Raw genomic sequence first — 14,130 nt, 5'->3', positions numbered from 1 at the left:
CGCCGCCCCGGATCGGCTCCCGAACGCTGGCTTCAGGCGAAGCCGGCCGGGATGCCGCCTGCGGTCAGCGTGGAACGATGTTCCACTGCGGGCCCTTGCTGTAGTCGGGCTTGTCTGCGCGGCCGCTGAAAACGGTCCAGGCCTGGGTCGCGTTGGCGATGCCCGAAGTCGCCGCAACCGCCAGCGCCGGCTGCATATTGGACGGGTAGCCCATGGTCGAATCGGAGTAGCCCGACATGCGGCCCGGAGACCAGCGCCCCTTCGACGCGACGCGCAGCCAATCGCTCTGCTGGACGCTTGCACAAGGCTGGTCGATATACTTCAGGCCCTGCGGATGCTTCAGGCGCTTGCTTTCGTTCAGAATGCTGTCGCCGGCAAAGTTATAGGTGTGCATGGCGGTCAGGTCGCTGAAGATCGGTTCCTTGGCGCTTGGGCGGAACTCCAGGTGATAAGCCGAGGCCTGGATCCAGCAGAAGCCCGGCGTGGTCATGCGGCCGACAGCGTACTTCGCCTTCCATTGGAGGATCGGCAGGGCCTTCTCGAAGCCGAGTTCGGTCAGGTAGCCGAAGCTCCAGGTCAGGAAGTCGTCCTGCCATGGGGCCGAAGCGGCCACCTTGAACGAACTGGCGCCAGAGCCGTCGTACACCCCCAGCTGGTTTGGATTGCCGACCACATAAGTCGCGTGATAGAAGTTCAGGTTGTTGTCGACCTGTTTGACAAAATAGTCTTTCAGCGGGTGGCTGTCCGGGGTGACGTAGGCGGCATGGCCGAGCGTGCGCAGCGACCAGGCCTGGCCGCGTACCTGCTGCCAGCGCACCAGGCCCTGGCCATAGCCGGAATTGCCTGGATCGGTTTCCAGCGGATTCGCAGCCGCCCAGAACAGCAGTTCTTCGAGATAGTAGTAGTCGCCGGTCAGCAGATACGGGAGGTAGACCATCGACGGCTGGTGGGCGGTATCGTGCGAATACGGCGTACTGCACAGCTGCTTGTTGTTATTGGCGCAACGCGGTACCGGCAGCGGAGCCTTGTTTGCCAGATTCATGTGGGTCGAAATATTCTTGTTGGCCGCGCTGTCGGCGCGCACCGGGTTGCCGGTGTTCTCGTCGCGCATGTGGATCGACCAGCTGGCGGCGCCATCGGCGGCGGCCATCATCGAGTTCAGCGCGCGCTGGTCCTTCGACAGCAGATAAGCGACTGACCAGGAAGGCAGGGGGCCGATGTCGGCGCGACCGCCCGTGGTGCCCATGGCCGCCATGACGGGACCGATCTTCATCGGGCCGGTGTTGGCCGTGGTGATGCCCTTGCCCAGATCGGCCAGCATGCTTTCCGACGGCACGACGTTCTGGTCGTAGTTCGAAACCGCTTTCGATGCGATCAGGTAGGACGTATTGTGGCGCACGTGCGCCTGCGGCGCGCGGGCAGCGTCCCACCAGGCGCTCTGGTGCCAGCGCGCGTGATGGTAATGGGTCAGGCCAGCCTTGGTGTAGATGCGGCGGCCGGCGACATCGACGCTCACGTCATATACGAGGTTGCGGGCGCCTGCCTTGAAGGTCTTCGTGTTCTCGACGACGACGTCGACCCGCGCCTGTTTCGACAAGCCCGGATACCAGCGCACGGCGAAACTGGCCGTCAGCAGCGGATGCACGACGCCGGCGCCGTTCTTCACCGGGGTGCTCACGATCCATTCGTTGGCAACCGAACCCGACAGCCAGCTGACGGGCTTCGGGGAAGCCAGCGCATCGGCCAGGGAGGCGTTGTACTGCACGCCGTCGGCGGTGATGACGACGTTCGCGCTCAGGCCGCTCGCGGCCAGGCCTTCGAGGGTCACCCTGCTTTTTTCGGACGCGGTCGATTTGACCAGCTGGATCTTCTCGATCTGGCCGACGGCCAGGGTCGGCAGGATGCCGGACACGATCATGTGACGCACCGAGCCGTCGGCATGAGTCGCCTTGATATCGGTCTGCAGGCGTAGCAGGGTGCCGTTCGACAGGCGGGCCGCAAGGCCTTCGGTCGGCGCCATCTGGCCGGCCGCGACTACCTGGCCAAAGGTAAACGGCACATTCGTCTGGGCCAGGCCGGTATTCTGGATCTCGACATCGGTCAAGGTGGGGCCGGCGACGATCGCGGCCGACGTGGCTACCGGCGTGAGGACGGTCGGGGTGGTCGGTTTCGGGGTGAAGCCGGTGGTGGTCTTGGCCAGCGACGTACCGGAGTCGGTGTACGACACCGCGTCGGGCGCGAGGTCGTCGCCACCGCCGCCGCCGCAGGCGCTCAGCATGGCGGCGCTCAGTGCGGTGGCGATGACGGAGGTGCAGCGTGCAGTCAGGCGGGCTGGCTTGGCGCCGTGATTGCTGCCACGTTCCGCGCGGCTCGGGGTGATCTGGTCAGGGGTCATGGGAGTTGGGTATCGTTTCGCAGTGGAATTAATTTCCGTGTGGAACTGAACTTTACCCTGACAAACATTTCCATGGGCCAATTTTGAACAGATTTTGCTGATTTCCTGCGCAAAAACAACGAAAATGTCGAACTTGAAAGTATTTACGCAAATAAAGTCAAGCGTATTTTTGCCGAAAGACGTAAAAAAGCTACAATATTCTTGGCTTTTTTACACTTGTGACAGGTCAAAATCGGAACTAGAACTGAATAGCTACGTTTTCGTGCACTAATCATGTTTCGAATTTACTGAATATGCCTGAGTGCGCGCACGCACCCTTGCGAAGTTGACATTGAATAATTATTTAATGTGCTAGGATGACAACATCAATGGACTGGCGACATGGCTGGTCCCTTTATCCAAGGACACAGTGCCGGCCGTTGTGCTGCGCCGAAGTGGCGCACTCGGGCTTCGCGGAAATGATGCAATGCTAAGCACAACCAACCATGTAGCGGCCCGGCTGGCGGCCGGACGGCCGCCGGTCCTGATCGTGATCGTCGATACCGAGGAAGAATTCGCCTGGGACCGGCCATTCGACCGCGCCAACGTCGATACCGCCTCGGTCGCGGCCCAGCCGCTGATGCACGAGCGCGTGTTCGACCGCTTCGGCATCGTGCCGGCTTATATGGTCGACTGGCCGGTGGCCACCGCCCCGCAGGCCGTCGCCACCCTGCGCCGGCTGATGCAGGAAGGACGCTGCGATATCGGCACCCAGCTGCACCCCTGGGTCTCGCCGCCTTATGAAGAACAGGTCACGCGCTTCAATTCCTATGCCGGCAACCTGCCGCGCGAGCTGGAGCTGGCCAAGCTGCGCATGCTCACCAACGCCATCGGCAACGCTTTCGGGCGTGCCCCGACCGCCTTCAAGTCGGGCCGCTACGGCCTGGGGCCGCACAGCGCCGAGGCGGTGGCCGCGCTGGGCTACGAGATCGACGCCAGCGTGGTGCCCTATACCCGCTTCGAGGACGACGGCGCGCCGGACTTCCGCGCCTTCGACGAGCATCCCTACTGGTTCGAGGCCGGCGGACGGCGCCTGCTCGAGCTGCCGGTGACCACCGGCTATGCCGGCTGGCTGCGCGGCATGGGGTCGCGCCTGTTCGACCTGGCGCGCAGCCCGGCGGGACGCGCGCTGCGCATGGGCGGCATGCTGGCGCGCACCCGCGCGCTCGAGCGCATCCGCCTCAGTCCCGAAGTCGCCACAGGCGCCGAGATGCGGCGCCTGACGCGCGCGCTGCGCGCCGATGGCTGCGAAGTGTTCTCGCTGACCTACCACAGCCCCTCGCTGGTGCCTGGCCACACGCCCTATGTGCGCGACGCGGCCGACCGCGAGCGCCTGATTTCCACGATCCACGATTACTGCGCCTGGTTCCGCGACGAGATCGGCGGCCAGTTCCTGGCCCTGTCGCAGGTGGGGGCGGCGCTGGCGCCCCAGGCCGGGGTCGCGCCGCGCTCGCTCGAAGCGGTGCGCTGAAATCAGCGCCCGGCGGCGCGTGCGTGCAGCCGGCCCAGCCAGGGCCAGCGATAGGCGTTCAGGTGGTACATGGTGCGCACCTCGCCGGTCCAGCGCAAGTGCCATTCCATCACCCGCCCATAGAATTCGATGCGCTCGAAGCGGCGCGCTTCGATGATGTCGCGCGTGGCTTCCTCGCGCATCAGGAGCGCCGGCGACAGGCCGTTGCCGATGCCCTCGTCGTAGGCCGTCTTGAGCACCACGATGCAGCCGCCGCCCTCGACGCACAAGTCCATCGCCGCCAGCCGCTCGCCGATGAAGTAGCGGTAGACGCAAGCCGCATCGATGGCGGCGAAGGCTTCCAGCATGGCGCGGTAGAAGCGGCCCTGCTCGTTGCCGGCGCTGACGGCGGTGCCGTCCTGCGCCTTCCAGCCCGCGCTTTCCAGGCGGCCGTAGTCCTCGACCGCGGCCGCCATCTCGTGTGCCGCGCGGCTGGCCTGGAGCCGGGTCGGCACGCCGTCGTCCTGCAGGCGCTTGCGCTGCTTGCGCAGATTGCTGCGCAGGTTCTTGCCGCGCGTATTCCAGTAGTCCTCGAAGCTGGCCGGCAGGGTGACGCGGGCGGTCTCGATATAGTCCATGCTGCGCAAGCCGCCGTCACCGTGCGCGGGACGCGCCATCAGCATCGGATCGCACTGGGTCAGGCCGAGCGTGAGGGCGGCGCCGGGCAGGGCGCGCAACAGGCCGGGCAGGCCGGCGCCGGGCGCCCCGGCGTCGCGCTGCAGCCACAGGCCGACCGGGGCCTGGGCCGGCTGGAAGGTGTTCCAGGCGCCCAGGCGCGACGGCGCCAGGATCGCCATCGCGTCGGTTTCTCCATCGCGCTCGCGCCAGGCCAGCACTTCCCGTCCGGTGCCGAACACGGCCAGCAGGGGGAGCACGAATTCCGGCGCCAGCAGCGGCGAGCCGGCGCTCTCGCGGTGCAGGCGGCGCCAGCGTTCCAGGTGCTCGGAACGGGCCGCCAGTTCGGTCGCCGGGACCACGCGCCAGTTCATGACGCCGCTCCCGCCGTCTCTTCCAGCGCGCGGCGCACGGTGGCGGCCAGCCAGGCGCGCTCCGGCGCGCGCAATGCCTGGTGCACGGGCAGGCCGAACAGGCACCGGCCGAGCGCCACGCTGTTGGCGCAGACCGTGGCGTCGACCCCGGGCCACAGGCTGGCGCCGAAGCGCACCATCGGCACGCCGGCAGCGCGCAGGCGTTCGAACAGCGCGTCCGGCCGGTCGGCCAGCAGCGGGAACACCCAGGGGCAGGCGCCGGCGGGCAGCGCCGCGAACAGCGGCTGCCAGCCGGGCGCACCGGCCAGCGCGCGTTCGAGTTCCAGGTAATTGCGGCGCCGCGCCCCGACCAGGCGCGCGCGGCCGGCGCGCCGCAGGACGGCGCGCGAGAACCACGACGAGCGGCGGTCGACCCAGCGCGGATCGAAGTCGAAGCTGCTGTCAGACGAGGCCGGGGCCAGCGCCGGGGCCGCGCCGGCGCCGGGGTTGGCGCTGCGTGCCTTGAGCCGGTTCCACAGCGCCGTCTTCAGGCGCAGCGGCAGGGCCAGCGCGGCGCGCAGGAGCGGCAGGCGGCCCTGGGCGAAACTGGCTTCGAGCGCGCCCAGCGCGGCCTTGGCTTCGAAGCCGGCGCCGGCGCCATGCAGGGCCGCGGGCAGCCGGTGGCGGTGCGACACCAGGCAGCCGCCCTCGAAGATGGGGAAGAATTTCATGCTGCTGCCGATCGCGTAGTCGCCGCTGGCGCCGACCGCGACGCCATCGCGCTCGCCGAAGAAGCAGTGGGCGCAATCCTCGACCAGGCCGGCGGCGTGAGAGTCGCACAGCGCGCGCAGGGCGCGCAGGTCTTGCGGAAAGCCGAAGAAATGGGTGACCATGACGGCCTTCACGCCGGGGCCCAGCTTGCTTGCCACGTCGTCCAGGTCGGCCGTGGTGTCGGGATGGACCCGGTAGAACACCACCTCGGCCCCGCGCCAGTGCACCGGCGGGATCATCGAGGGGCTGTGGTAGGCCGGCACCAGCACCTTGTCGCCGGGGCCGACGCCGAGCGCGCGCAACGCCATGCCGATCGCGATCCGGCCGCTCGTGACGGGCTGCACCGCGGGCGCGTCGTCCAGCGCCGGCAGGGTCGCGCCGTGGCCGGCAAAGGCGCCGAGCGAGAGGATCGGGACGGAGGGAATGGCGCGGATGTCGCTCATGCTGGCGCTGCGGATGTGTTTATTCTAGGCATGATTTAAATATAACATGCGGTATCGCCGTTCCCGCGCACCGAAAAGATGTCGAAAAAGCATCCGCTTTCTTGCGGCGCGGCCCGAACTGGTAAGATTGCAGATGCGTGGCGGATGCGCCGCGCCATTTCGCGCCATGCGGCGACCGTACCCACTATGCGATGAACCACCTGATCCACGACAGCATCTTCGACAGCGCGGCGCGCACCCCCGAGGCCGAGGCCCTCGCCTATGGCGCGGCGCGCTGCACCTACCGCGAACTGGCCGACCAGGTCAACGCGGCGGCGGCCCTGTTCCTGGCCCAGGGCATGCAGCCGGGCGAGCGGGTCGCGGTGTACATGGAAAAGCGCATCGAGAACGTGGTGGCCATGTTCGGCGCGGCCGCCGCCGGCTGCGTGTTCGTGCCGGTCAATCCGCTGCTCAAGGCCGAGCAGGTGGCCTACATCCTGGCCGACTGCAATGTGCGCCTGCTGGTGACGACCCCCGAACGCCAGGCCCAGCTGGCCGCCAGCCTGGGCGGCTGCCCCGACCTGCGCGCGCTGCTGCTGACCGACGGCGCCCAGCCGGCGCCGTCCCCTTCGGGCCTGGCGCTGCTGCGCTGGTCGCAGCTCGAGACCGGCGTATCGTTCACTCCGCACCGCCGCATCGACACCGATATGGCGGCCATCCTGTATACCTCGGGCAGCACCGGCGCCCCCAAGGGCGTGGTGCTGTCGCACCGGAACATGGTGGCCGGCGCCGCCAGCGTGGCCGGCTACCTTGGCATGCGTGCCGACGACCGCCTGCTGGCGGTGCTGCCGCTGAGCTTTGACTATGGCCTGAGCCAGCTGACCACCGCCTTCCTGCGCGGGGCCTGCGTGGTGCTGATGAACTACCTGTTCCCGAAGGACATCGTGGCCGCCGTGCGCGCCGAGCGCATCACCGGCCTGGCCGCGGTGCCGCCGCTGTGGATCGCCCTGTCGCGCCTGGAGTGGCCGGCCGATTGCACGCTGCGCTTCATCACCAATTCCGGCGGCGCCATGCCGGTGGTGACGGTCGAGGCGCTGCGGGCGGCGCTGCCGCGCGCCGAGGTCTACCTGATGTACGGCCTCACCGAAGCCTTTCGCTCCACTTACCTGCCGCCGGCCGAACTGGCGCGCCGCCCCGATTCGATCGGACGCGCGATCCCGAATGCCGAGGTGCTGGTGGTGCGTCCCGACGGCACCCTGTGCGAGGCCGACGAGCCGGGCGAACTGGTGCACCGCGGCGCCCTGGTGGCGCTGGGCTACTGGAACGACCCGGCGCGCACCGCCCAGCGCTTCCGCCCGGCCCCCGGCCAGGATCCGGCCCTGCCGCTGCCCGAGCTGGCCGTGTGGTCGGGCGACACCGTGCGGCGCGATGCCGACGGCTACCTGTACTTCGTCGGCCGCAGCGACGAGATGATCAAGGTCTCGGGCTACCGCATCAGCCCGACCGAGGTCGAGAGCGTGCTGCATGCCAGCGGCCTGGTGAGCGAGGTGGCGGTGTTCGGCATCGCCGACGAGACGCTGGGCCAGGCGATCGTGGCGGTGGCGGTGGCCGACCTTGGCGCGGTCGACCGCGCCGCGCTGCTGGCCGAATGCCGGCGCCGCCTGCCGGCCTACATGATCCCGGCCCACATCGTCGTGCGCGCCGAGGCGCTGCCGCGCAACCCGAACGGCAAGATCGACCGCAACCTGCTGCGCACGACCTTCCAGCCCGGCCAGTAAAAAACGTCCGGACCTTACCGCACCTGTTCCAGCCTATTCCCATGACCGGCACCAAGCCCCAGCACGCTCCCCAGATTCATTTCCCCGTGGTCGACGACGTCCTGCAAGTCGGCGGCATCCCGCTCACCCGGCTGGCCGAGCGCGTCGGCCGCACGCCGTTCTTCGCCGTCGACCGCGCCGTCTGCAGCGGCAAGGTGGCGGGCCTGCGCGCGATCCTGCCGCCGCAGGTGGCATTGCACTATTCGATCAAGGCCAATCCGATGCCGGCCCTGGTGCAGCACATGGCGGGCCTGGTCGACGGCCTCGACGTCGCCTCCAGCGGAGAACTCAAGACCGCGCTGGACACCGGCATTGACCCGGCCCATATCAGCTTCGCCGGCCCTGCGAAGACGGATGCGGAGCTGCGCCAGGCGGTCGCCGCCGGCGTGTGCCTGAACATCGAGTCCGAACACGAGCTGGCGCGCACCGCGCGCATCGGCGAAGCGCTCGGCATCACGCCGCGCGTGGCGCTGCGCATCAACCCGGCTTTCGAACTGAAATCGTCGGGCATGAAGATGGGCGGCGGCGCCAAGCCCTTCGGCATCGACGAGGAACAGGCGCCTGCCGTGCTGCGGCAGGTGGCGGCGCTGGGCCTGGATTTCCAGGGCTTCCACATCTTCAGCGGTTCGCAGAGCCTGCGCCTGGACGCCATCGTCGAGGCGCAGTCGCGCAGCATCGAGCTGGCCATGCGGCTGGCCGGCGACAGCCCGCTGGCGCTGCGCCAGCTGAACATCGGCGGCGGCCTGGGCATCCCGTATTTCCCGGGCGAGGCGCGCATCGATCCGGCGCCGATGGGCGAACACCTGGCCGCCTGGCTGCCGCGCCTGGCCGCGGCGCTGCCGCAGGCGCGGCTGGCGCTGGAACTGGGACGCTACCTGGTCGGCGAAGCCGGCGTGTATGTAGCGCGCGTGATCGACCGCAAGGTCTCGCGCGGCGAGGTGTTCCTGGTGCTGGACGGCGGCATGCACCACCACCTGGCCGCCTCGGGCAACCTGGGCCAGGTGATTCGCAAGAATTATCCGGTGGCGGTCGGCAGCCGCATGAATGCCGCGGGCGACGCGCCGGACAGCGGCCCGGCCTCGGCCACCGGCCCGCTGTGCACCCCGCTCGACATCCTGGCCGACCGCATGCCGCTGGCCCATGCCCGCGTCGGCGACCTGGTGGTGGTGTTCCAGTCCGGCGCCTACGGCGCCAGCGCCAGCCCGGCGCAATTCCTGGGGCATCCGCCGGCGCTCGAAGTGCTGGTCTAGCCAGTCTGGCGCGGCGCCGCCGCGCCGCCCTGCGCCTTGGCGTCGGGCGCCTTGCCCAGCCAGCGGTCGATGCGGTCCTGCATGAACGGGATGCGCATCGGCGGAATGTCTTCCTGGATCGGCATGCGGATCAGCACCTTGTCGAGCACGATCAGGATCGCGAATACGTAGTAGATCAGGTCGTAATAGGCCAGGGTCAGGAAGGCGCCGGCGGTCATGTAGCCGATGATGCTGACGTGGCACATGCGCGCCAGCATCAGGGCCCAGCCGAGGTCCGGCTTGTCGCGGCAGAAGCGGATCACCCGCGAACCGAGGCGCCAGGCCACCAGGAACATGGTCAGGAAGATCGCCAGGCCGATATAGCCCTGCTCTCCCAGCACCTGGAAATAGATGCTGTGGGCATCGTAGTAGCGTTCGGGTTCCGGCGCATACAGCATGAACATATGGGGCGCGAACACATTCGGCCCGCCGCCCAGCACGAACTCGTTGGCGATATTGATCGCGAACAGCCAGGAGTTGATGCGCCCGGTCGCGGAGGCGTCCTCGTCGTACGTCTGGATGCTGTGCATCCTTCCCATCCATTCCTCGGGCATGGCCAGCAGGACGACCGGCACCAGGAGCAGGAAGGCGATGCCGGTCTTGAGCTTGTGGTGCGACTTGAGCCACAGGAAAAATCCCATCATGAAGACAGCGAGGAAGGCGCCGCGCGAATACGAGCCGATCGCGCCCAGCGCGGTCAGGGCGGCCATGGCCAGCACTCCTCGCTTGAGCCATTTTCCATGCACCTGGGTTACCAGGTAGACCAGCAGTGGCGTGATCGTCACCAGAGCGAGCGCCAGCGTGTTGTTGTCGCTGATGAAACTGGCGCGCGGACCGAGCATGCCTTCGCCGCCGCCGCTGAAGATGACGAAGATGCCGCTCTTGACGCCCCAGAAGCCGATCGACAGCGCCACCACGATGGCCAGCATCTGGGCATCCTTGCGGGTACGTACGGTCATGATGGTGAGGAAGACCATCAGGATGATCTTGCTGAAACGGTCCCAGTCCTGCCAGGCCGCGGCGGGCACCTGGGCGAAGATGGTGGTGACGGTCATCCAGCCAAAGAAGATCATCAGCATTACCACCAGCGGGGACATCGGAATCTTCTTGGGCTCGCGCGAGACCATGACCGCCACCAGGGTAATGATCGACAGGTACATCGCGAACGCGAAGTTCTGCGTGAAGCCATAGCTCAGGCGGTGGGGATTCATCAGGCTGACCACGGCGTAGGCCATGGCGCCGACCACCGGGCGTTTGAAGATATAGGGAATGATCGCCACGAAGGCGAACAGTAGAATGATGTCACGCATGGCCGGGCCGCCTCGGAATGCTTGGAATGGATGGTGTCATGTGGATGGGAGGTCCCAAAGCGCGCCGGGAAGCGCTGGCGCCGGATCGGTATTTGTTAAAAAGCAATGCCGCCATTATGCGAAAAAATTTTCCGGAGGGCAGCACGATTGACGCCAGACGCATAAATTTTTGACAAGCATGATACTATAATTCAAGTTCTGATCAGCACTGTTACACCTTATCGTTAGCAGCTGAAGCAACACTCGGCACAGGAAAAACGGCGCGCACGACGTGCGCTTTCACCGGTTTCTTTCGTTCAGTTAATTCACCTCCCAGAGAAATCATGAAGATCACTATCATTGGCACCGGTTATGTGGGCTTAGTTTCGGGCGCATGCTTCGCCGACGTCGGCAACACGGTATTGTGCCTGGATGTCAACGACGAAAAAATCGCCATGCTCAAGAATGGCGTTATCCCGATCCACGAACCCGGCCTGGACACCATGGTCGAGCGCAACGCTGCCGCCGGCCGCCTGCTGTTCTCGACCAGCTACGACGAAGCCATGGCGCACGCCGAATGCGTGTTCCTGGCGGTCGGCACCCCGCCGGACGAGGACGGCAGCGCCGACCTGACCCACATCCTGGCCGCAGCCCGTTCGATCGGCCAGCGCATCGAAAAGCCGGTAGTAGTGGTCGACAAGTCGACCGTCCCGGTCGGCACCGCCGACAAGGTGCGCGCCGCCATCCAGGGCGAACTCGACAAGCGCGGCAGCACCGTCGCGTTCTCGGTGGTGAGCAATCCCGAATTCCTGAAGGAAGGCGCGGCGATCGACGACTTCATGCGCCCGGACCGCATCGTGGTGGGCAGCGACGACGCCACCGCCACCCGCCTGATGCGCCAGCTGTACGCACCGTTCAGCCGCAACCATGAAAAACTGGTCGAGATGGACGTGCGCAGCGCCGAGCTGACCAAGTACGCCGCCAACGCCATGCTGGCCACCCGTATCAGCTTCATGAACGAGCTGGCCAACCTGGCCGAAGTGCTGGGCGCCGACATCGAGGCTGTGCGCCACGGCATGGGCCTGGATCCGCGCATCGGTTCGCAATTCCTGTATGCCGGCATGGGCTATGGCGGCTCCTGCTTCCCGAAGGACGTCAAGGCCCTGGTCAAGACCGGCGCCGACCACGAGCAGACCCTGCACATCCTGGAAGCGACCGAGCGCGTCAACGACAACCAGAAGAACGTCCTGTTCAAGAAGCTGTCGCGCTTCTACGGCGGCGTGGAAAACCTGAACGGCAAGACGGTCGCGCTGTGGGGCCTGTCGTTCAAGCCGAACACCGACGACATGCGTGAGGCGCCGAGCCTGATCCTGCTGAAGGAACTGTTCGCCGCCGGCTGCCGCGTGCGCGCCTACGATCCGGTGGCCAGCAGCGAAGCGCTGCGCGTGCTGGAACGCGACCACGGCGCCGCCCGCGTCGAGGAGATGCTCACCATCGCCAGCTCGGCCACCGCCGCGGTCGACAATGCCGACGTGCTGGTGCTGGTGACCGAATGGAAGGAATTCCGCGCGCCGGACTTCCGCCACCTGGCCCAGACCCTGCGCGGCAAGGCGATCTTCGACGGCCGTAACATCTACGACCCGGCGGAAGTCGCCGAAGCCGGCCTGGCCTACGAAGGCATCGGCCGCGTCAGCCGGAAGGCCGCCTGATGATCACGGGCGCCCACCGCATCCTGGTCACGGGCGCTGCCGGCTTCGTCGGCAGCTTCGTGGCGGCGCGCCTGGCGGCAATGGGCCACCAGGTGGTCGGCTGCGACAACTTCAACGACTACTACGATCCGCGCCTGAAGCACGACCGCGTGGCGGCCCTGCTGGCGCCGGCCGGCGTGCCCTGCCACACGGTGGAGCTGGCCGACACGGCCCAGGTCGCGGCGCTGTTCGAACGCGAGCGGCCGACGCTGGTGGTGCACCTGGCGGCCCAGGCCGGGGTGCGCTACTCGCTCGAGAATCCGGCAGCCTACGTGCAGTCGAACCTGGTCGCCTTCGGCAACATCCTCGAAGCCTGCCGTCACGGCAAGATCGAGCACCTGCTGTACGCCAGCAGCAGCAGCGTCTACGGCGCCAACGCCAAGGTGCCGTTCAGCGAGGACGACCAGGTCGACGCGCCGGTGTCGCTGTACGCCGCCACCAAGAAGTCCAACGAGCTGATGGCGCACTCGTACAGCCACCTGTTCAAGCTGCCGGCCACCGGCCTGCGCTTCTTCACGGTGTACGGGCCCTGGGGCCGTCCCGACATGGCTTATTTCAGCTTCGCCGAGAAGATGGCGCGCGGCGCCACGATTCCGGTGTTCGCCGAAGGCCTGCTCACGCGCGACTTCACCTATATCGACGACATCGTCGAAGGCGTGGTGCGGCTGCTGTTCAAGCCGACGCCGGCCACGGAAACGCGCGCGGCGCACACCGTGTTCAATATCGGCAACCACAATCCGGTGCGGGTGCTGGACTTCATCCAGACGCTGGAAGGCGCGATCGGCATCGAGGCGCGCAAGGAATTCCTGCCGATGCAGCCGGGCGACGTGCCGGCCACCCATGCCTCGATCGACAAGCTCAAGGCCTGGGTCGATTTCGCGCCGACCACGCCGCTGGCCACCGGCCTGGCCAACTTCTGGGCCTGGTACCGCGACTGGGCGCCGGCACGCACATGAGGCGGGAGCGAGCATGAACGACCAGCCGCAGATCCTGCTGTTCCAGACCACCGACCCGGCCGCCGTGAAGAAGCGCCTGCTGCGTTTTCGCGCCGCTTTCCTGCGCCTGGGCCCGCAGTGCCGCTTCGCCGCCATCTCGTACACGCCGAATGCGAAGTCCGGCGTGCGCAAGGTGGTGCTCGACGGCGTCGAGATCGAGCACCACGTGTACGGTCCGGACGCCATCGACACCCTCGGCTATCCGGCCAAGGGCGCCGCGCGTCCGTTCAAGCTCATCCCCGGCAACTGCGACCTGCCGCCGCTGCTGTTCCGGCGCGCGCAGCCGCAGTACACCCAGTACTGGGTGGTGGAGGACGACGTCGAGTACTCGGGCGAGCTGCATGAACTGTTCGCCGGACTGGCCGACCGCGAGGGCGACCTGCTGGCGGCCCACCTGGCGCGCGGCGAGGCCGAATGGACGTATGCGTCGATGCTGCGCGCGCCCGGCCTGGACCTCAAGCCGGCCGACAGCTGGCTGGTGTTCCTGACGTTCTTTCGCATCAGCGGCGCGGCGCTCGACCTCATCGACCGCTACTACCGCGCCGGCTGGACCGCCCACAGCGAGAATGCCTGGGCCACGATCCTCAAGCATGGCGGCATGAGCGTGGTCGACTTCGGCGGCGCCGGCGAATTCGTGGCCGAGGAAGACCGCAACAAGCGCTACCACGGAGTGCCCAACGACGGCTTCGCCAAGAACGGCAGCTTCGGCACGCTGAACATCCGCCTGCGTCCCGGGCGCCAGAAGGACGTGCTGTGGCATCCGATCAAGCCGCCGAAGGCCTGGCTGCGCCAATGGCGCAAGCGCTATGTCTCGATGGCCCAGTGGTATCTCGGCCGCTTGACGCGTTCGCGCTGAGCGGCGCCCCCGACTCGCTGAAAAGCCCGCG

10 protein-coding genes are annotated in these 14,130 nt (G+C 67.2%); 6 read left to right on the top strand and 4 right to left on the bottom strand.

Translation table 11 applies throughout. The features are described 5' to 3' along the window. Positions 1–64 precede the first annotated feature (64 nt). Positions 65–2,395: a hypothetical protein gene (locus LO55_RS06625; protein WP_083415210.1), complete on the bottom strand. Its 2,331-nt coding sequence runs from the start codon at positions 2,393–2,395 to the stop codon at positions 65–67. A 466-nt stretch (positions 2,396–2,861) separates the two neighbouring features. Here LO55_RS06625 and LO55_RS06620 point away from each other — a divergent pair, with 466 nt between their 5' ends. Beyond that, entirely contained in the window at positions 2,862–3,905 is a 1,044-nt protein-coding gene (locus tag LO55_RS06620) for a polysaccharide deacetylase family protein (protein ID WP_071360891.1), read from the top strand. A gap of 2 nt (positions 3,906–3,907) precedes the next feature. Here LO55_RS06620 and LO55_RS06615 read toward each other — a convergent pair whose 3' ends face one another. Next, a complete protein-coding gene (locus tag LO55_RS06615) occupies positions 3,908–4,933 on the bottom strand; it encodes a GNAT family N-acetyltransferase (RefSeq protein ID WP_071360890.1) in 1,026 nt (341 codons plus the stop codon). Next, the gene (locus tag LO55_RS06610) at positions 4,930–6,126 is read right to left on the bottom strand and encodes an aminotransferase class I/II-fold pyridoxal phosphate-dependent enzyme (protein ID WP_071360889.1); all 1,197 of its coding nucleotides are present in this window, start codon (positions 6,124–6,126) and stop codon (positions 4,930–4,932) included. The genes LO55_RS06615 and LO55_RS06610 overlap by 4 nt, the downstream gene beginning before the upstream one ends. 191 nt (positions 6,127–6,317) lie before the next feature. On the opposite strand from LO55_RS06610, the gene LO55_RS06605 reads away from it, so the two are divergent. Both LO55_RS06605 and LO55_RS06600 read left to right on the top strand, forming a co-directional pair. Further along, entirely contained in the window at positions 6,318–7,883 is a 1,566-nt protein-coding gene (locus tag LO55_RS06605; protein WP_005663881.1) for an acyl-CoA ligase (AMP-forming), exosortase A system-associated, read from the top strand. Between the two features lie 41 nt (positions 7,884–7,924). Further along, entirely contained in the window at positions 7,925–9,172 is a 1,248-nt protein-coding gene (locus tag LO55_RS06600; protein ID WP_071360888.1) for a pyridoxal-dependent decarboxylase, exosortase A system-associated, read from the top strand. Here the strand turns inward: LO55_RS06600 and LO55_RS06595 are convergent. Continuing rightward, positions 9,169–10,521, bottom strand: a complete 1,353-nt coding sequence (locus tag LO55_RS06595) for a putative O-glycosylation ligase, exosortase A system-associated (protein ID WP_005663878.1) — start codon at positions 10,519–10,521, stop codon at positions 9,169–9,171. The two genes, LO55_RS06600 and LO55_RS06595, sit on opposite strands and share 4 nt — an antisense overlap. Positions 10,522–10,844: 323 nt before the next feature. Between LO55_RS06595 and LO55_RS06590 the strand changes: the two genes are divergently transcribed. Genes LO55_RS06590 through LO55_RS06580 form a run of 3 tightly spaced genes read left to right on the top strand, consistent with a single transcriptional unit; the run spans position 10,845 to position 14,099 of the window. Continuing rightward, on the top strand, positions 10,845–12,209 hold the full coding sequence (locus tag LO55_RS06590; RefSeq protein WP_005663876.1) for a UDP-glucose dehydrogenase family protein: 1,365 nt from the start codon (positions 10,845–10,847) through the stop codon (positions 12,207–12,209). After that, complete coding sequence (locus tag LO55_RS06585; RefSeq protein ID WP_071360887.1) at positions 12,209–13,204, top strand: NAD-dependent epimerase/dehydratase family protein; 996 nt, start codon at positions 12,209–12,211, stop codon at positions 13,202–13,204. Before LO55_RS06590 ends, LO55_RS06585 begins: the two co-directional genes overlap by 1 nt. A gap of 13 nt (positions 13,205–13,217) precedes the next feature. Further along, the gene (locus tag LO55_RS06580; RefSeq protein ID WP_071360886.1) at positions 13,218–14,099 is read left to right on the top strand and encodes a hypothetical protein; all 882 of its coding nucleotides are present in this window, start codon (positions 13,218–13,220) and stop codon (positions 14,097–14,099) included. The last annotated feature ends 31 nt before the right edge of the window (positions 14,100–14,130 follow it).

The sequence above is a fragment of the Massilia timonae genome (genome assembly GCF_001866515.1).
Classification (GTDB): Bacteria; Pseudomonadota; Gammaproteobacteria; order Burkholderiales; family Burkholderiaceae_D; genus Telluria; species Telluria timonae.
This window is presented reverse-complemented; position numbering and strand designations above follow the sequence as displayed.

Bases quoted from the DNA above. Each gene is read 5' to 3' on its own strand.
- LO55_RS06610 (WP_071360889.1), bottom strand. From the start codon at position 6,126: ATGAGCGACATCCGCGCCATTCCCTCCGTCCCGATCCTCTCGCTCGGC.
- LO55_RS06615 (WP_071360890.1), bottom strand. From the start codon at position 4,933: ATGAACTGGCGCGTGGTCCCGGCGACCGAACTGGCGGCCCGTTCCGAG.
- LO55_RS06595 (WP_005663878.1), bottom strand. From the start codon at position 10,521: ATGCGTGACATCATTCTACTGTTCGCCTTCGTGGCGATCATTCCCTAT.
- LO55_RS06590 (WP_005663876.1), top strand. From the start codon at position 10,845: ATGAAGATCACTATCATTGGCACCGGTTATGTGGGCTTAGTTTCGGGC.
- LO55_RS06620 (WP_071360891.1), top strand. From the start codon at position 2,862: ATGCTAAGCACAACCAACCATGTAGCGGCCCGGCTGGCGGCCGGACGG.
- LO55_RS06600 (WP_071360888.1), top strand. From the start codon at position 7,925: ATGACCGGCACCAAGCCCCAGCACGCTCCCCAGATTCATTTCCCCGTG.
- LO55_RS06625 (WP_083415210.1), bottom strand. From the start codon at position 2,395: ATGACCCCTGACCAGATCACCCCGAGCCGCGCGGAACGTGGCAGCAAT.
- LO55_RS06580 (WP_071360886.1), top strand. From the start codon at position 13,218: ATGAACGACCAGCCGCAGATCCTGCTGTTCCAGACCACCGACCCGGCC.
- LO55_RS06605 (WP_005663881.1), top strand. From the start codon at position 6,318: ATGAACCACCTGATCCACGACAGCATCTTCGACAGCGCGGCGCGCACC.
- LO55_RS06585 (WP_071360887.1), top strand. From the start codon at position 12,209: ATGATCACGGGCGCCCACCGCATCCTGGTCACGGGCGCTGCCGGCTTC.